The organism is Selenomonas sp. oral taxon 149 str. 67H29BP (genome assembly GCF_000146365.1).
GTDB classification, from domain to species: domain Bacteria; phylum Bacillota; class Negativicutes; order Selenomonadales; family Selenomonadaceae; genus Centipeda; species Centipeda felix.
Genome location: NZ_GL397087.1, coordinates 1,538,801 through 1,556,060, shown reverse-complemented (window position 1 = coordinate 1,556,060; position 17,260 = coordinate 1,538,801). Strand labels below are relative to the sequence as shown.

Sequence of the window (17,260 nt, the reverse complement as noted above, 5' to 3'; positions counted from 1 at the left end):
CCTCAAAGCCGCGATAGGGCTCCTGTTGCTATGCGTTCAGTGCGTCCTCGAATACGCGGAAGAACGCCGCGATGTCGGGCACATCGATCGCGCCGAGTGCACACAGGCGGAAGGTCGATGCCGTCTGCATCTTGCCGGGATAGATGGTGTAGCCGCGCTCGTAGCAGTAGTCGTGCACCCGGGTAAAATCAAAGTCTGCCGACGGATAGTTGACGGCGACGACGAGTCCCGACTGGATCGCACGCGGGATGGTCTCGGTGAGCCCCAGACGGGCGATTCCCTCGTGGATGGCATTGATCGTGCGTGTATGACGCGCCCATTTCTTCGCCTCTCCCTCGGCGAAGTATTCGGCGAGCGCGCGCTTTGCCGCGTATACGGTCTGCACGGGCGGGGTAAAGCGCATCTCGCCCGTCTCCTCGAAGCCCTCGTACTGCATGACGAGGTTCGTATAGTAGGAGCGCACGGGATAGTCCTTTGCCGCCGCGAGCAGGGATTTTTTGGCGATGACGAAGGAGAGCCCCGTCATGCCCTGGATGCCCTTCTGCGCCGAGGACATGCAGACGTCGACGTTCATCTCGTCGGCGGAGAAGGGGATCATGGCATAGGTCGAAATGGTATCGGCGATCATGACCGCGCCATGCGCGTGGGCGAGCGCACCGATCTCGCGCACGGGGTTCAGGATGCCCGTGCCCGTCTCCTGATGCGTCGTGTAGACGGCGGCGATGTCGGGATTCTCTGCGAGCGTGCTCTCCACCGCATCGAGGTCGGGCAGACCGTCCGCCGGGAAGGTCAGGTTGATGTGCGGCACGGAGTAGGCGCGTGCGACGGCTGCCGCGCGTGCGGAGTAGGCGCCGTTGTTGATGATGAGGAGTCTTTTCCCGGCGGGGACGAGCGAGCTGACGCACGAATCAATGCAGAGCGTGCCCGACCCACAGAAGAGAACGGCCGCCCAGTCCGCTGCATCGGCGTGGACGACCTTCAGGAGGTCGGTGCCGAGCTCGCGCATGAGTTGTCCAAATTCACGCTCGCGCGGGCAGATGTCGGGGACGATCTGCGCCATCTTGACGGTGTCCGTCGTGGTCGCAGGTCCCGGGTTGAGGAGGACGTTGCGCTGGATGTTCATAATTTACCTCCGATACAGGAACACGTTGAAGTTGAACGGCGCGTTCCAGTAGCCCCTAAGCTGCATTGGCGTGAAGACGATGTGCAGGTCATGTGCGCGGGCAAAGTCCTCAAAGAAACTGCGCGGAAAGAAGAGATTGCTGAGTCCCTTGTAGCGCTCGTCGTAGTCAGGGATTACGGTGCGGCGGTAGGCATGAAACTCTTCTTCTTTGTCACGATCGTGTACGTCAATCAGGCCAATCGTGCCGGTCGTTTTTTCGAGCATACGCAAGAGGACATGCTCCGCATATCCCAGATTGGGCAAGTAGTGGAGCAGGCTGTTTGTGTATACGGCATCGTATTTCTGCGTTGTATCAATGGCGTCCGCCTCACCGGCGTAGAGCTCGATGGCATTGGGAAGGACTGCTCGCGCAATCGCGACAAGACCCTCGGCATAGTCGGTTCCGCCGACCGTTATCCCCGCACGCTGCAACAGGTAGAGGTTTGCCCCTGCACCGCAGCCGACCTCAAAGGCACGGTCTCCATGCGTGAGACGCAGCCGATGCTGGATCTCGGCATCCAGTTCGAGCCATGCGTCCAGAGAGATGCCGCCCTCCATGACGTCGAAGCCGTTCATGCGCTTGAGCTCGAGGAAGATATCCTGCCAGCTGCCGGCAAGAGCAGCTTCGTTTGCCTGCCGTCGGTTCCAAACGGCTTTCCACTTGCTGTCCATGTGACCTTCCTCCCATACAGATGACGCAGTACTCAGACGACCTCGATCAGTCGGATGATGTCCTTGATCGGCAGGAGCTCCTTGTCGATCTCGTGGGCGCGGTGATGGACGAGGATGGAGCGTGCCGCATTCTCCATGGAGGGGAATGCCGCGCGCGTGAGCTGGTTTGCGTAGATGACGATGCGGACGCCATGTGCCGCGAGTTCCGCCTCCGTGATCGTGTTGTAGGAGGAGGGGACGGCGACGATGGGGACGTCCGGGTGGCTCGCGTGGAAGGCGTCGCAGAACGCGATGACCTCATCGGGTGATTTGGCGCGCGAGTGGATCATGATGGCGTCTGCACCCGCCGCGACATACGCTTCGGCGCGTGCGAGGGCATCCTCCTGCCCCTTTTCGAGGATCAGGCTCTCGATGCGCGCGATGATCATGAACTCCTCCGTGCGCTGCGCTGATTTGCCCGCCGCGATCTTTTCGGAGAAATTTTCGATCGTGTCCTGCGTCTGCGCGACCTCCGTGCCAAAGAGGGAGTTGCGCTTTGCGCCCGTCTTGTCCTCGACGATGACGGCGGAGACGCCGATGCGCTCGAGGGTGCGGACGTCGTAGGCAAAGTGCTCTGCCGTTCCGCCCGTGTCCATGTCGAGGATGATGGGCTTCGTCGTGACGTCCATGACCTCGTTGATGGTCTGGATGCGGTCGGAGAGGTCGACGAGCTCGATGTCGGGCTTGCCGCGTGAGGTCGAGTCACAGAGACTGGAGACCCACATGGCGTCGAACTGGTCGAGGCCGCCGTCATTCTCGACGACGGTTTTCTCCGCGATCAGTCCCGTGAGGCCGTTGTGCACCTCGATGGTCTTGACGATGGGGACAATATCGAGGAGACGGCGCAGACGGCCGCGGCGCGCCTCGGGCATGGCGAGCTGCTCGCGCATCTGCCAGTCGATCTTGCGCACCTCGTCATTATAGGTATAGGATGGTTCGATCAGTCTTCCGCCGTAGCGCGCGAGCGCCGCGAGGACGTTTTTGCGGATGGAGGACTCGGGACCCTGTGCCCAGTTGCTCCCGTGGACGACGTAGTCAGGGCGCAGACGATCCAGTACCTCGTCGTACATGATGTGATCCTGTACGATGACCTCCGCGACCTCGGGCAGCTCGCTGAGCATCGCCATGCGCTCCTCGAGCGTTTTCGTCGGAAAGCGGTTGTAGCGCACCATCTCCGCGTCGGAGAGGACGCCGACAGTGACGCGGCCGAGCTCTGCCGCCGCGCGCAGGAGATTCTTGTGCCCCGCGTGGATGATGTCCGTGCAGAAGCAGGTGTAGACTTTCTTCATATCTTTCCCTCTATTCCCTGATTTCGTTGGAGGAGTGTTTATTTGTGATCTGACGAGGCGTTCGCTTCGGACGTCCCCGCAGACGGGCATCCAGCAGACGGTGCTCAATTATGTCTTATCCGCGCCTCCAGCGCCCGCAGATCCGCCACGGTGTCGATCTCCCACACGTCCTCGCGCGTGCACTCCCTGATATACACATCACATGTGTCGGGATTGTATTTCAAAATGATCTCGTCCCAGTAAAGCTGACGGTATCGTTCTTCGCGGTACATCGCATCCGCACAGGCCGCGAGCCGCCGCCCGTCCTCTGCCGTCCAGTAGGAGAGACCGAGCATCTGGTGACAGGGGTGTGAGCTCTCTGTAGCGATGTGCGTGATCCTCCCGTTGGCATCCGCGTCGAAACACCAGTCGTCCGTCGCTGCCACAGGGAAGGCGATGTAGTTCGTGCGCTCCTGTGTGGGCGTGATGATGGCGGGATGCGCGAGGTAGAGATCGCCCTCGATGACGTAGCTGTCCTCAAGCAGCCCTGCACGCCCCGCGAGCGCGATGGAGGATATGTTGTTTGCCGCCGCCCAGTCCGGATTGTCGAGAAAGGCGATGTGCGGGTACGCGTCCTTGAGCGTGTCAAGCGCCGCGCCGCAATAGCCCCGTACTATAGTAATCGACGAAATCCCCGCCGCATTAAGCGCATCTAAAATGGTTGCGATGATCGGCACGCCGTTCACGGGGACGAGCGGCTTCGGCAGGTGATCGGTCAGCGGTGCGAGCCGTGACCCGCGCCCAGCTGCGAGAATGACGGCGCGCGTCACACGATGTGCATTCATCAGCACAGACCCATTTTGCGTTTCGCCTTCGCGAGCGTCTTCTCGGCGATGTGTGCGGCGCGCTCCGCCCCCCGCGCAATCTCTGCGTCGAGGTACGCCTTATCCGTGAGCAGCTCTGCATAACGCTCGCGGATGGGGCGCAGCTCATCGGCGACGACCGTCCCGACGGCCGTCTTGAAGTCGCCGTAGCCCTTTCCTGCAAACTCCGCCGTGATCGCATCGTAGGATTTCCCCGTGATGGCAGAGTAGATCGTCATGAGATTGTTGATGCCGTCCTTGCCCTCGCGAAATGCGACCTCGGCATCACTGTCCGTGACGGCGGACTTGAATTTTTTGAGGATCGTCTTCTCATCGTCGAGGATGAAGATGGTCGCCTTGGCGTTCTCGTCGGACTTGCTCATCTTCGCCGTCGGCTCGGCGAGACTCATGACGCGCGCCCCTGCCTTCGGGAAATAGCCCTCGGGCAGGCGGAACGTCTCGCCGTAGACGTGGTTGAACCGCGCGGCGACGTTCCGCGTAAACTCAAGGTGCTGCGTCTGATCTGCCCCGACGGGCACGTAGTCCGCCTGATAGAGAAGAATATCGCCGGCCATGAGCGCAGGGTAAGTGAAGAGTCCCGCGTTGATGTCCTCGGGATGCTTCGCCGACTTGTCCTTGAACTGCGTCATGCGGCTGAGATCACCGAACGGGCTGAGACAGGAGAGCATCCATCCCATCTGCGCGTGTGCACTCACGTGGCTCTGGATAAAGACGAGACTCTCCTCCGGATCAAGTCCGCACGCGAGCAGGAGGGCAAACGCCGCGCGGCTTGCCTTTCGCCGCATCGCAGGCTCGTGATAGACGGTGAGCGCATGGAGATCGGCGACGAAGTAGTAGCAGTCGTATTCCTTCTGCAGCTGGCGCCAGTTTTTCACCGCGCCGAGATAGTTGCCGAGGGTGAATGTGCCGGTGGGCTGAATGCCGCTCAGGATGATCCTGCGGCGGGCTGGATCGTTTTCGTTCATGGATATTCCTTCCTTATACACATAGAATCTCTTTCATTATATCTCATGAGAGAAAGATAAGCAAAGCCGCGGAGCAATGAATTTCCCGTTAAGGAGATAGAAGATACGGAAATAATTTTATGCCCGTAACATTCGTTACAGAAAACGACTGCCAATACCCAGTAGAATGATGCTGAGAATCGTTCTATAATCGACCAACGGAGGTGTTATGATGACAGAACAGAAGCAAAACGAGATGGGCCATGAGTTCCTTGCACGTCTTGGCAAGACGCGCCTGCGTCCCGGCGGGCGTGAGGCGACGGAGTGGCTCCTTTCCCATGTGGATTTTACCATTGACACGCGTGTCCTTGAGGTCGCCTGCAACATGGGCACGACGATGATCGCGCTGGCGGAGGAGCATGGCTGCCGCATCACGGGCCTCGATATGAATCCCGCCGCCCTCGCGAAGGCGCGTGCCAATATCGAGGCACACGGGCTTTCCGATGTGGTCGATGTGGTCGAGGGCAACGCCATGGCGCTGCCGTTCCCCGACGCGGCGTTCGACGTCGTCATCAATGAGGCGATGCTCACCATGCTGCCGCGCGAGAACAAGGCAAAGGCGATCGCCGAGTACTTCCGCGTGCTGAAGCCGGGCGGTGTGCTCCTGACCCATGACGTTGCCCTGCGCACGGACGACGAGGAGCAGGCGGCGGAGCTGCGCGCGGGGATCTCGCGTGCGATTCGCGTAAACGTCGATCCGCTCTCTGAGGGCATGTGGCGGCAGCTCTTTCAACAGGCGGGATTTACGACGGAGGTGCAGACGGGGCGGATGACGCTGCTCGATCCTGCCGGATTGGTGCGCGACGAGGGGTTCGACGGTGCGATGAAGATCATCCGCAACGGGCTGCGCACGGAGAACATCGACCGTTTCCGCACGATGTTCAATTTCTTTTTCGATCATGGCAAAGAGTTTTCCTATATTGCCGTCGTCAGCAAGAAGTAACAAAAAGCAGCGAGGATGCCTCACTGCGCACATGGGCAGCGGTATGTCATATTGTGACGCACCGCTGCCTTTTTGCGTGAAAAATACCTTGCCAAGAATCTTCCTCTCTGTTACAATATCTTCCGTAGCAAAAATGCAAACCACAAGATATAGTATTATGTATGGATAAAGGAGCGAAATCTATGACAGTGACGACGGTGACAAAACGCGCGGGCAATGCGGTGCCCTACGACCGTTCGAAGATCCTCAATGCCATTACCTCGGCGAGCAAGGAGTACGTCCACCCGATGACGGCACTTGAGATCGACACGGTGACGAAGAGCGTCGAGGAGGCATTTGGCGACCGCACGGAGATCAGCGTCGAGGAGATCCAGGATCTCGTCGAAAAACAGCTGCTCGCGCACGGGCACTATGACATTGCGCGCCGCTACATCACCTACCGCCAGCGGCATGCCCAGCGCCGCCGCGCGCAGAAGCACCTCATGGAGAGTTACCGCGACATCTTCTTTGCCGATGCGGTGGACTCCGATCTCAAGCGCGACAACGCGAACATCAACACAGACGCGTCGATGGGCATCATGCTGAAGCTCGGTGCGGAGGGGGCGAAGCATTTCGTCGACAACTACGTCCTCGATGAGCGCTACGCGACTGCTGACCGCGAGAACTTCATCCACATCCATGACAAGGACTTCTCACTCATCACGTTCAACTGCTGCCAGATCGATCTTCTGAAACTCTTTCGCGGCGGCTTCTCGACGGGACACGGCTTCCTGCGCGAACCAAACTCCATCCGTGCCTATGCGAGCCTCGCGTGCATCGCGATTCAGTCGAACCAGAACGACATGTTCGGCGGGCAGAGCATCAACGCGTTTGACTACGCCATGGCAGACGGCGTAAAGAAGTCCTTCCGCAAGGCGATCCTCGAGGAGGCGTGGAAGGCACTGCTCTACCACATCGGGCATGGTTATTTTACCCACGAGGCGTTCAAGAAGGCACTGCGCGCGGAGCTCGACTTTGCCGTCTGCGTCTATGCAGAAAAGCAGGACGACGCGCGTGCGGAGCGCGCCCGTGCCGAACTCATGCGTGCACTGAACATCGTCTACAGTGCGGCATTCGACACCCCGGCGGAGCAGGAACTCGAGGCGGACGTGCGGACGATCTACCAGCTCGCCTGCGAGAGTGTCGAGGAGGAGACGCATCAGGCGATGGAGGCGCTCATTCACAACTTCAACACGCTCCACTCGCGTGCGGGGGCACAGGTGCCGTTCAGCTCCATCAACTATGGGCTAGATACCTCGCCCGAGGGACGGCTCGTTATCCGCGAGGTACTGAGCGCGATCTGGCAGGGGCTCGGCAACGGCGAGACGGCAATCTTCCCCATTTCTGTCTTTCAGCTTAAGGCGGGTGTCAACTATAACCCCGAGGATCCGAACTACGACCTCTTTATCGAGTCCTGCCGCGTCAGTGCGCGCCGCCTGTTCCCAAATTACGTCAACATCGACGCGCCGTACAACCTCCAGTACTACAAGCCCGGCGACTACAACAGCTGCGTTGCGACCATGGGCTGCCGCACGCGCGTCATGAGCAACGTCAACGGCCCCGAGCAGTCGGGCAGCCGCGGCAACTTTTCCTTTACGACGATCAACCTGCCGAAGCTTGCGCTCGAGGCCAAGGGCGATCTGGGGAAATTCTGGGAACTCTACGATTACTACATCGACCTCTGCCACGACTATTTGCTCGATCGGCTGAAGATTATCGAGGAAAAGCACATCTACAACTATCCCTTCCTTATGGGGCAGGGCGTCTGGCTCGACAGCGAAAAGGCGAGTCCCGTCGACTCCATCAAGGAAGTGCTGAAGCACGCCTCGTACTCGATCGGCTTCTGCGGACTCGCCGAATGCCTCGTCGCACTCATCGGAAAGCACCACGGCGAGAGCGAGGAGGCGCAGAAACTCGGGCTCGAGATCGTCGGTCACATGCGTGAGCGTACCGACGCGTATACAGAGGCGGAGCACCGCAACTGGTCGACGTTCGGCACCCCCGCGGAGAGTACGGCAGGACAGTTCCAGCGTGCGAACAAGCGCGTCTATGGGACGATCCCCGGCGTCACCGACCGCTCTTACATGACGAACTCAAGCCATGTGCCCGTCTACTACGACATCAGCGCCTACGACAAGATCCGCATCGAGGCTCCGTATCACGCGCTCGAGAACGCAGGGCATATCGCCTACATCGAGATGGACGGCGACCCGTCGAAGAACGTCAAGGCCTTCGAGAAAGTCGTCCGCGCCATGCACGACGCGGACATGGGCTACTTCTCCATCAACCACCCTGTTGACCGCGACCCCGTCTGCGGCTACACGGGACTCATCGAGAACGAGTGCCCGCACTGCCACCGCAAGGAGACCGCCTTCGGCACGATGACCGTGCCGCGCATGAAGGACTGAGCAAGCATATCCTTAGCTTCCCTAGCCTCCGTCGCAAATGGGGAAGCTGCTGTGCCATGATTTCGCTAAAGCCTCCTCCGTTGTGACGGGGGAGGGGGGCCGCGAGCGGTCAACGTCAGCCAATCACACATCGCTAACGCTCGTGTTCTTGGGACGTTTTCGCATACGACCTGTTTTCCCAATCAGCTTCGTCCTACGGACTTGCTTCTTGGACAGGTCAGCAAGCGGTGGTGGGGGCACAAGAAAGGACTGCCGTACGAAGCTTGACTCGTTCAGCAGTCCTTTTTATATGGAAACTTGTCTACAGTTGAACCACGGGCATACTTTTGCTAAAATATTCCATCGAGGAGGGGATCTCTGTGCGTGAAAAAGAGTGGCGTACCTGCGCGATGACCGTCAACGGACTGCCGCAGCGTGTTCGTTACCGTACCGACACGGTGGAGCATCTCTTTCTGCCGCTGCTGCGTCGTCTCACGGAGCTGCAGCGGCGCAGCGGGCGGCGATGCATCGTCTTCCTTGCCGCGCCGCCCGCTACGGGGAAAACGACGCTCGCGCAGTTCTTGGAGCGGCTTTCGCACACAGAGGAGGGACTGACCCCCGTGCAGGCACTCGGCATGGACGGCTTCCACTACCCGAATCGCTGTCTCGCGGCGCATACCATCCGGCAGGGCGGGGAAGAAATCCCCCTGAAATCCATCAAGGGTGCACCCGAGACCTTTGACGTCGCCGCACTCGCGGCGAAACTCGGCGCGGCGCGGGAGGAGAGCGTGACATTCCCCGTCTATGACCGCCGCATTCACGATGTCGTGCCCAATGCCGTCACGGCGGATGCGCCGATCCTCCTCGTCGAGGGCAACTGGCTGCTCTTGGACGAGGAGCCGTGGGGCGGCCTCCGTCCGCTCGCCGACTATGCCGTCCGTATCGACGCACCCGCCGCGTTCCTGCGGAATCGCCTCATCGCCCGCAAGGTGCAGGGGGGACTCTCCGAGGCGGAGGCGACCGCCTTCTGCGAGGCGAGCGATGCCCGCAACGTCGAACGCTTTGCCGCACATGCAGGTGCGGCGGACGAGATCTGGCGTATGGAGGCAGACGGCGACTTCGTGCGGGTATAAATTTCCATATGAAAACTCCCACTGCGGCTGGCATCGCAGTGGGAGTTTTGTCGTCTGTTGTGTTATACTGAAGCTGCCACGGCCCAACCAACCCAATCCGGCAAGGAAGGGAGGTTGTCACGATGACCATCGGAGATGTTATGCTTTCCCTGCTGACCAGCGTACTCGGGAGTATTCTCGGGGCGCTGATTCTGCAGAGGCTGGGGCGGTAGAAGCGACCGCCGTTGTGGCACCAGCCAGATGCGACCTCACCAGTTGCAAAGAAAGACCCCTGCGGTAACCAGCCGCAGGGGATTTCTTTCTTTTGGTTGTCAATGACCATCGTTGACTTCTACACACAGTATAACACGTTTATGCTGTTTTGCAAGGATAAATTTATCACCCCGCCGCTGCGTTCTCCACGGTCGGCGCCGCGCCCTCGGTGATGCATTCCTTCGTCACGGTGACGCGGCGCGGGGCGGTCTCACGCGGGATGTCGAACATTACGTCGAGCATGACCTCCTCGATGATGCCGCGCAGGCTGCGTGCACCCGTCTTGCGCTCGATTGCCTTTTTTGCGACAGCGCGCAGAGCGTCCTCGGTAAAGACGAGCTCCACGCCATCCATCGCGAGCAGCTGCTGGTACTGACGTACCGGTGCATTGATCGGCTCCGTGAGGATGCGCAGGAGAGCGTCCTCGTCGAGGGTTTCGAGTGTGCAGATCACGGGCAGACGGCCGATGATCTCGGGGATGATGCCATACTCCATGAGATCCTCAGGCGTGACCTGATGGATGAGTGCGTCGTATTCCTTTTCGAGATCCTTGCCGCGCACCTCCGCGCCAAAGCCCATGGCGACGTTGCCTTTCTTGAGACGCTTGGCGATGATCTTCTCGATGCCGACGAATGCGCCGCCGACGATGAAGAGGATGTTTTTCGTGTCAACCTTGATGGTCGGCGCCTCGGGGTGTTTACGCTGGCCGCGCGCCGTGAACTCGACGACACTGCCTTCGAGCATCTTGAGGAGTGCCTGCTGGACGCCCTCGTGGCCGGGGTCAGCAGTGATGGAATTGTTCGCACCGGATTTGCGCGCGATTTTATCGAACTCGTCGAGGTAGATGATGCCGTGCTCCGCCTTCTCCACGTCCTTGTCCGCCGCATAGTAGAGGTTGCGGACGGCGACCTCGACATCCGCGCCGACGAAGCCCGCCTCGGTGAGGCTGGAGGCATCTGTCACGGCAAACGGCACATCGAGGAGCTTTGAGAGATGGGAGAGGAGGGCGGTTTTGCCGCAGCCCGAGGGACCAAGCATGATGACGTTCGACTTCTCGATCTCCGTGCCCTCGTCCTCTTTCTTTTCGTAGCCGTATTTCATGCGCTTGTAGTGGTTGTAGACGGCAACGGCGAGGATTTTCTTCGCGCGGTCCTGATTGATGATGTAGGTGTCGAGATACTCCTTGATGAGGTGCGGGCGCGTCTTTTCCAGCACGTCGCCCAGCTCCTTGCGGAACGTCGTGCGCTCCTCCGAGGAGACGGATGCGTCGTGCTCGTCGAGGTAGCGGTTGATCTCACGCACGCAGTCCTTGCAGATCGCAAAGCCTGTGTTCGGATCGTAGATCGGCATATCGTATTGGTCGCGCACGTCGATGATGCGCTTGCAGAAGGTGCATTGATGCTTGACCGGATTTTTCGGCATTTCAAATTCCTTTCAGGGTATTTCATCTAGGAAATCACTGATAAAACAGTCTCTCAGATCGGCGTAGATTTTTGTCCGATTGAGGCAGCAAACCGGACGCATAGCAAGGGCTATGTGGAGAATTTGCCGACGACAAGCAGACGAAAAGATGCGTCAAGATGGTCGTGCCGAACTTATCAGTACTTCCCCCAGAATAAATTCTATCATAGAATACCACAGGAAGGGGGAAGAAACAAGGAACAATCATCTGGGGAAATGTAATCATGGATAGAAAATTTTTTCTGCTGCATATCTTGTTTTATGGTAGAATGATTTCATACTCGATAAAATGATTTTGCGTTCAATGAGAAAGGACGTAGAGAGATGAGGAAGGGGATCCTGTTCGGGCTTATTCTGGGAGCGCTCATCTATTTTTTCGGCCCCGGCTTGGGGCTTTGGAAAAAAGATGCGCCTGCTGCACAGCCGATGACAGCGACGCAAACAGAAAAGACGGATGCCAAAACCAAGGAGAATGGGGAGCGCGGCACAAAGAAGGGCAGCGAGAAAACCACGGGGGGCTCTCTGCGTACGGACCAACCTGCAGCGCAGAGTGCATCTGCACAGAAGCCTGCGCTTGTCGGGCGTGTGGAGTCCATCTCGCGCCCGTCCTCGCTGACAGGTTCGATGGGCACCGTGCAGGGGCCTTTTGCTCTCGTCAAACTGACGCTTGCAAACCGAGGCTCGAGCAGTATCCACATCGTGAGTTTTAACATACGCATGGTTGATACGGATGGCAACAGCTATGCAGTCTCGGACAGCGGTATGGGCGTGCTCTTTCACAACAGGGTTGCCACGTTCCACATGGAAAACATATCACCAGGGATGCAGATGACAGCAAGTGTTGTTTTTGCCATGCCCGCGGGAGCGACTCCCGCAAAGATACTGGTGCAGCCGCATGGGCCGAATCAGCCGATATCGGAGATCAAATTATAGGACGGGGCTGCGCGGGGGCGCGCAGCCAGCTGATAGAGGAGGAATAGATATGGATATCCGAACCTATTATGAAGAGCAGCGTGGACTCATGTGTACCGCCATGCAAGAATCTCTGCCGTACCTGCGGCGGCTCCTGCGAATGGATGCGAAGCAGTTTGCGGCAGTACTGGGGATCCACGAACAGGAGATGGCGGACATCGAGGTGGGAGGCGAGGAGCTCGGTGCGACGATGTTCCTCGCGATTGCCGCTGTGTTGGACGGCGCTGTGCGGGAGAGGCCAGAGATTGCCGTGCGGATGGAGACAATTCTCTCACTCAACGCACCTGAGGACGCAGGTCTTTTCGATCACCTCGGTACGCTCTCACTCACACAGCGGTGGCTCGACACATTCCCTGCGCCTCTCGATATATATGCACAGGACAGTACACGCGACTGGCTGACGGAGGAGGATTACCATGCCTTCGCGACGGACTGCCGCATCTTCCTTGACCACAGCGTCGTCGCATCGGAGGGCTTCTTTGCGGCAGCAGAGCCGCTGATCGCTGCATTGCGTGAACATGGCAGTGCTTTCTTCATCTCCCTCGCGACTGTGCGAGCTCTTGAAGGGGATATGCGCAGCACGGATGATGCCGTGCGCAGAAGAGCCAAGCACGGTATGCAGCATTTGGTGCAACTGCAGGAGGAGGGGCTGATCGACCTGCGCGGTGAAGATGACGACGGGTCGGAGCTCAGTACTTTCTTTTCCGTGTTTGCGCGATTCAAAAATGCCCATCAGATTGTACTCTTTACGAACACGTCTGACTGTGCAGCACAGATCGCACTGCTGAATCGTGCTCACCTCGGCGGTGCGGAGATCGACCTTGTCGGATATCAGACCGATCACGGATTTTATCGCTGGCAGGTTTCGGGCGCAGACTGCGGCATACCCTCCTATGCAGACGAGGAGGATGATGCGGACGTGCGGGAACCGGTGATCGGATGGGATGACCTTGACGGTGTGCCTGCGGAACCCTCCGATGCGCCTCTTGAGAACCTTGAGGAGATTGAACGTGTACCGCCTTCCGCTGAGGAGATACCTCCGTGTTCGGACGAGGTAATTATCTTCGACGAGCCGGATGCTGCGGAGCTGGAGACTATGGCAGCGGATATGCGGGCGTTCGAGAAAGGTATGATAGAGAGCAGCGCACCCGCCGCCGCAGCGGACGATGTCGCGACAGCTGAGCTCGTGGACCGGCAATGCGGTGATAATAGCAATGACAGCACTCCGTTCACGCCGAAGAGCAGCGTACCGGAGCATGACCGCAGTGCTTTGCCGCGTGGATGGGACGAGATCGGCTGATGAGAAAAGACGTAGGGGGTGGAGAGCGCGTGCGCGTAGGGACGGGACGCAACATGAAGGAGCGGCAAGAGAAGCTGCTTGATATGTATTTCAAGGACTGGAAGGTGTTCATTGACACCTGCAGTCTGCTCAAGGAGGCTGCGCCGACGTTCTGGGAACGCGCCAGACCCTATATTTTGAAGTACAACAACCCCGTCATCGTTCCGGAGCGTGTGCTTCACGAACTGCAGAAAATTTACAGGAACGCCGCGGGGGTATATGATCCTGTGGATGTGCGAAATGCGGAACGCTGTTTGTCAGAGTTTTTGCCACGGTATCAGCAGGAGAACCTGCTCGAATTTCGTGGAGAGCCGGTTGATCGGGAAGGTCACGCAGACAACGTCTTCATCACGCAGTTTACGCGTCACCGCATGACGTACAACCTCCTTCTCATCACGCAGGATGCAGACCTCGGCGCGGACATCCGCAACCTTGTCAACCAGCGTTCCGTTCAGCGCGGCAAGAAAATCCATGTACGGCGCATCGATGGCGGCGGCAACCTTTTCCCGCAGGATGGAAAGAAGCCGCATACGAAAAGGACGGACTCCGCGCGCGCACAGACAGACGGTGACCGTCGACCGCATGGTGGGCATGAGCATACGGCAGGGCAGAGGCCCGCGCCGCAGCGCACGGACAGCCGCTCGTCCGCCATGACCACTGCACGAAAGACCGTCGTCACGGCCATCGCCGATGATCCGCTGCCTGCAGCACACATCCCCATCGAGGGCGAGATTGTCTTCCGCGTACAGAACGGCGTGCCGGAGCGCATACGTCTCGGCAAGGAGATCGGTAAGGGCGGCGAGGGCAGGATCTACGAAACGGGCACGCCATACGTTGCGAAGATTTACGCGCGGGACTGCCTGACTGTACGGCGGCGGGAAAAGATTCGCCGTATGCTCAGCTGCAGCATCTCCTGCGCAGGTATCTGCTGGCCCATTGCGGAGCTCTCGGACAAGAGCGGGAACTTCGTCGGCTATCTAATGCCGCGTGCACAGGGGCAGTCCCTGCAGATTGCCGTCTTCAGTCCGCGGCGGCTGCAGAGATTTTTCCCGCACTGGAAAAAGGTCGACCTTGTTATCCTTTGCATTACCATCCTTGAGAAGATCAAGTACCTTCACGACCACGACATTCTCATCGGCGACCTGAATGACCAGAATATCCTCGTCGTTTCCGCGACCGAGGTCTACTTTGTTGACACGGACAGTTATCAGATTGAGGGCTTTCCCTGTCCCGTAGGCACCCCCGTTTACACCGCCCCCGAGGTGCAGGGACAACCGTTCTCAAGCTTTCTGCGCACGAAGGGAAATGAGGCATTTGCTATCGCGACCCTGCTTTTCCGCATCATGCTTCCGGGTAAGACGCCTTACTCCCAGCAGGGCGGCAACGATCTGCAGGAAAACATTGCACGCGGTGATTTCTCCTATCCCTGCGGAGAGAACTCGAATCGCCGTGCTCCCGACGGCCCGTGGAGATTCATCTGGAGCCATCTCCCGCGCCGTGCGATGAAAGAACCGTTTTATCAGACCTTCCGCAAGGGCGAAGCACACTACGAAGAGTGCGACCGCCTCGATGTGAACGCGTGGCTTGCAAACCTGCGCGAGTACAAGAACCTCCTCACGAATGGGAAGTATGCGGAGCAGGATGCCCTCTCACTTGAGATTTTTCCGAATCGCTACAAGCACATTGAACCAAATGCAGACGCGAAGTCCCCGCAGCAAACGAAGACATGGGGGCACTCAACGCCGCATACAAAGTCTGGAGCGAAGCAGTCGAAGTCACCAGAAAAACGCCCGTGCCGCGTTTGTAAGAGCGAGGTGCCGGTCACGCAGCTCGACCACGGCGTATGTTCCTTGTGCAGAGGAGAAATTTATGAATGGAAGCAATGTAGAACGTGCGGCAGCCGTTTCTGCATCACCGCTGCCGAGCACGCCTTCTTCGTGGATAAGGGGCTGGCTCAGCCCGAGAACTGCAGGGAATGCCGCGAGGCGCGAAAGAAGGAGCGCGAGACGTGGCTCACGACACCACAGCAAAACACCTCTTCGCGCACGCCCGTCCCGCAAAGTGACCGTGCGGAGGAGAGCTCATCATTTGAGACCGTTGCCGGAATCGGCATCGGGCTTGCCATTGCCTATGCCGTCGTTCATTTTCTATTATAATATGGGAGAAATACCATGAAAGACCTGCACCTCATCCGCATGGACGACCTCGTCACCAATCCGACGCCGCGTGTACCCGTCTGCCTCTGCCTTGACACGAGCGGCTCCATGGCAGCAGTCGAGGCGGGCAGCTACGTCGGTACCGGAGAGACCATCCGCCAAGATGGCAAACTCTGGCAGATCGTCGAGGGCGGGAAGAGCCGCATACAGGAGCTTCAAAAGGGCATCGAAATGTTCTTCGAGGCAATCCGTACCGACATACTCGCCGCCGACTCTGCTGAGATCAGCATCGTCACCTTCGACAACGAGGCAAAATGTCTGCTTGACTTCGCCAACATTGAACGGCAGACCGTCCCACAGCTGCACGCAAATGGACTCACGGCGATGGGGGAGGGGGTCAACCTCGCCCTCGACCTGCTGGCGCAGCGCAAGAAAGAGTATCAGGATAAGGGGGTCGACTACTATCAGCCGTGGCTCGTCCTCATGAGCGACGGCGAACCGAATGGCGATCCTACTGAGCTGCGCCGTGCCACCCAGCGCGTCACGGAACTTGTGAATGCCGGTAAGCTGACCGTCTTCCCTATCGGCATTGGGAGCGAGCCGGGCATGGACGCGCTTGCTGCACTCTCGCCGAAATGGGAGCCGCTGCGGCTCGACGGTCTGAAATTCCAAGAATTCTTTGCATGGCTCAGCAGCAGCATCAAGGTCGTATCGAACTCCACACCAGGAGATAAAATCAAGCTCGATGTCGATCGTATCAAAGACTGGAGCACACTCTCTTGAGCGAAGAACGCGGTATTCTATGGAACTTTGCAGAGTGTGCCGTTACAGGGCGGCGGCACCGTGCCGGAGACCTGCCGTGCCAGGATAAGACCTATGCCTGTGAATCGGGGGGCACTGCCGTCATCGCTCTCGCTGACGGCGCGGGCTCTGCTGCATTCTCCCAAGAGGGGGCAGAGACCGTTTGTCGGGAGATTGCGATGGTATTCTCTAGCTCCTTTGATGCCTTTGATGCAGAGATAGACGGGACACTCGTCAAACAACAGATCCTTACACAGCTGCGTACGGCACTCGCCGCACGGGCGGACGAATGTGCGTGTCATGTTGATGCTCTTGCCTCTACGCTGCTCGCTGTTGCCGTCAAGGGGGATCGCTTCATTCTCCTTCATATTGGTGACGGCGTCATTGGCTGCCTACGCGAAGACCAGCTCGTCGTCCTCTCTCAGCCGCTTAACGGTGAGTTTATCAATACCACGGTATTCATCACCTCGCCTGAGGCGACGGACACCATGAAACTTGTCAAAGGGGATGTGGCAGATATATGCGGCTTCGTCCTTCTCTCCGACGGCGCAGAAATGAGCCTCTATGATCGCCGACAGAAGACCCTCGCGCCTGTCCTGCACCGTGTCTTCAACACAGCCCGCGGAGAGGAACGCGCGAACATGGAGGAAATGCTGCGCAGAAGCTTTGAGAACAGTGTTATTCAGGCGACTGGTGATGACTGCAGCATCGCGCTGATGGTGCGAATGTAAAAAAGTTGACAAAAAGT

At 58.6% G+C, this 17,260-nt stretch carries 14 protein-coding genes; 8 read left to right on the top strand and 6 right to left on the bottom strand.

Annotated features, from left to right (window positions below; translation table 11 throughout):
* Nucleotides 1-28 precede the first annotated feature (28 nt).
* From HMPREF9166_RS07455 to trpS, 5 genes are all read right to left on the bottom strand, one after another.
* Nucleotides 29-1,123, bottom strand: a complete 1,095-nt coding sequence (locus tag HMPREF9166_RS07455; protein WP_009753370.1) for a 2-aminoethylphosphonate aminotransferase — start codon at nt 1,121-1,123, stop codon at nt 29-31.
* A 3-nt stretch (nt 1,124-1,126) separates the two neighbouring features.
* Complete coding sequence (locus HMPREF9166_RS07450; RefSeq protein WP_009753369.1) at nt 1,127-1,834, bottom strand: trans-aconitate 2-methyltransferase; 708 nt, start codon at nt 1,832-1,834, stop codon at nt 1,127-1,129.
* A gap of 32 nt (nt 1,835-1,866) precedes the next feature.
* Nucleotides 1,867-3,162: a phosphoenolpyruvate mutase gene (gene aepX / locus HMPREF9166_RS07445; RefSeq protein ID WP_009753368.1), complete on the bottom strand. Its 1,296-nt coding sequence runs from the start codon at nt 3,160-3,162 to the stop codon at nt 1,867-1,869.
* 104 nt (nt 3,163-3,266) lie between these two features.
* Nucleotides 3,267-3,986, bottom strand: a complete 720-nt coding sequence (locus HMPREF9166_RS07440) for a phosphocholine cytidylyltransferase family protein (RefSeq protein ID WP_039981683.1) — start codon at nt 3,984-3,986, stop codon at nt 3,267-3,269.
* Nucleotides 3,986-4,990, bottom strand: a complete 1,005-nt coding sequence (gene trpS, locus HMPREF9166_RS07435) for a tryptophan--tRNA ligase (RefSeq protein WP_006690867.1) — start codon at nt 4,988-4,990, stop codon at nt 3,986-3,988. The genes HMPREF9166_RS07440 and trpS overlap by 1 nt, the downstream gene beginning before the upstream one ends.
* 211 nt (nt 4,991-5,201) lie before the next feature.
* Between trpS and HMPREF9166_RS07430 the strand changes: the two genes are divergently transcribed.
* The 3 genes from HMPREF9166_RS07430 to HMPREF9166_RS07420 all read left to right on the top strand — a co-directional run bounded on the left by HMPREF9166_RS07430 (nt 5,202) and on the right by HMPREF9166_RS07420 (nt 9,531).
* The gene (locus tag HMPREF9166_RS07430; RefSeq protein WP_172664511.1) at nt 5,202-5,972 is read left to right on the top strand and encodes a class I SAM-dependent methyltransferase; all 771 of its coding nucleotides are present in this window, start codon (nt 5,202-5,204) and stop codon (nt 5,970-5,972) included.
* Nucleotides 5,973-6,154: 182 nt separating this feature from the next.
* A complete protein-coding gene (locus HMPREF9166_RS07425; protein WP_039981194.1) occupies nt 6,155-8,419 on the top strand; it encodes an anaerobic ribonucleoside triphosphate reductase in 2,265 nt (754 codons plus the stop codon).
* 359 nt (nt 8,420-8,778) lie between these two features.
* Nucleotides 8,779-9,531, top strand: coding sequence for a nucleoside/nucleotide kinase family protein (locus HMPREF9166_RS07420; protein ID WP_254655017.1), 753 nt, complete (start codon nt 8,779-8,781; stop codon nt 9,529-9,531).
* A 378-nt stretch (nt 9,532-9,909) separates the two neighbouring features.
* Here the strand turns inward: HMPREF9166_RS07420 and clpX are convergent, their stop codons facing one another.
* Nucleotides 9,910-11,205, bottom strand: a complete 1,296-nt coding sequence (gene clpX / locus HMPREF9166_RS07415; RefSeq protein ID WP_009753363.1) for an ATP-dependent Clp protease ATP-binding subunit ClpX — start codon at nt 11,203-11,205, stop codon at nt 9,910-9,912.
* 363 nt (nt 11,206-11,568) lie between these two features.
* Here clpX and HMPREF9166_RS07410 point away from each other — a divergent pair, with 363 nt between their 5' ends.
* Genes HMPREF9166_RS07410 through HMPREF9166_RS07390 form a run of 5 tightly spaced genes read left to right on the top strand, consistent with a single transcriptional unit; the run spans nt 11,569 to nt 17,243 of the window.
* On the top strand, nt 11,569-12,177 hold the full coding sequence (locus HMPREF9166_RS07410; protein WP_009753362.1) for a DUF4352 domain-containing protein: 609 nt from the start codon (nt 11,569-11,571) through the stop codon (nt 12,175-12,177).
* A gap of 49 nt (nt 12,178-12,226) precedes the next feature.
* Nucleotides 12,227-13,516, top strand: a complete 1,290-nt coding sequence (locus tag HMPREF9166_RS07405) for a hypothetical protein (RefSeq protein WP_009753361.1) — start codon at nt 12,227-12,229, stop codon at nt 13,514-13,516.
* A complete protein-coding gene (locus HMPREF9166_RS11710) occupies nt 13,516-15,711 on the top strand; it encodes a zinc-ribbon domain containing protein (protein ID WP_009753360.1) in 2,196 nt (731 codons plus the stop codon). The genes HMPREF9166_RS07405 and HMPREF9166_RS11710 overlap by 1 nt, the downstream gene beginning before the upstream one ends.
* A gap of 15 nt (nt 15,712-15,726) precedes the next feature.
* Nucleotides 15,727-16,494: a VWA domain-containing protein gene (locus tag HMPREF9166_RS07395; protein ID WP_009753359.1), complete on the top strand. Its 768-nt coding sequence runs from the start codon at nt 15,727-15,729 to the stop codon at nt 16,492-16,494.
* Nucleotides 16,491-17,243 carry a PP2C family serine/threonine-protein phosphatase gene (locus tag HMPREF9166_RS07390; protein WP_009753358.1) on the top strand — a complete coding sequence of 251 codons (753 nt, stop codon included), beginning with the start codon at nt 16,491-16,493 and terminating at the stop codon, nt 17,241-17,243. The genes HMPREF9166_RS07395 and HMPREF9166_RS07390 overlap by 4 nt, the downstream gene beginning before the upstream one ends.
* The last annotated feature ends 17 nt before the right edge of the window (nt 17,244-17,260 follow it).

Coding starts and splice junctions, on each gene's coding strand:
- trpS (WP_006690867.1), bottom strand. CDS start 4,990: ATGAACGAAAACGATCCAGCCCGCCGCAGGATCATCCTGAGCGGCATT.
- HMPREF9166_RS07430 (WP_172664511.1), top strand. CDS start 5,202: ATGACAGAACAGAAGCAAAACGAGATGGGCCATGAGTTCCTTGCACGT.
- clpX (WP_009753363.1), bottom strand. CDS start 11,205: ATGCCGAAAAATCCGGTCAAGCATCAATGCACCTTCTGCAAGCGCATC.
- HMPREF9166_RS07425 (WP_039981194.1), top strand. CDS start 6,155: ATGACAGTGACGACGGTGACAAAACGCGCGGGCAATGCGGTGCCCTAC.
- HMPREF9166_RS11710 (WP_009753360.1), top strand. CDS start 13,516: ATGAGAAAAGACGTAGGGGGTGGAGAGCGCGTGCGCGTAGGGACGGGA.
- HMPREF9166_RS07455 (WP_009753370.1), bottom strand. CDS start 1,123: ATGAACATCCAGCGCAACGTCCTCCTCAACCCGGGACCTGCGACCACG.
- HMPREF9166_RS07395 (WP_009753359.1), top strand. CDS start 15,727: ATGAAAGACCTGCACCTCATCCGCATGGACGACCTCGTCACCAATCCG.
- HMPREF9166_RS07410 (WP_009753362.1), top strand. CDS start 11,569: ATGAGGAAGGGGATCCTGTTCGGGCTTATTCTGGGAGCGCTCATCTAT.
- HMPREF9166_RS07440 (WP_039981683.1), bottom strand. CDS start 3,986: ATGAATGCACATCGTGTGACGCGCGCCGTCATTCTCGCAGCTGGGCGC.
- HMPREF9166_RS07450 (WP_009753369.1), bottom strand. CDS start 1,834: ATGGACAGCAAGTGGAAAGCCGTTTGGAACCGACGGCAGGCAAACGAA.
- HMPREF9166_RS07405 (WP_009753361.1), top strand. CDS start 12,227: ATGGATATCCGAACCTATTATGAAGAGCAGCGTGGACTCATGTGTACC.
- aepX (WP_009753368.1), bottom strand. CDS start 3,162: ATGAAGAAAGTCTACACCTGCTTCTGCACGGACATCATCCACGCGGGG.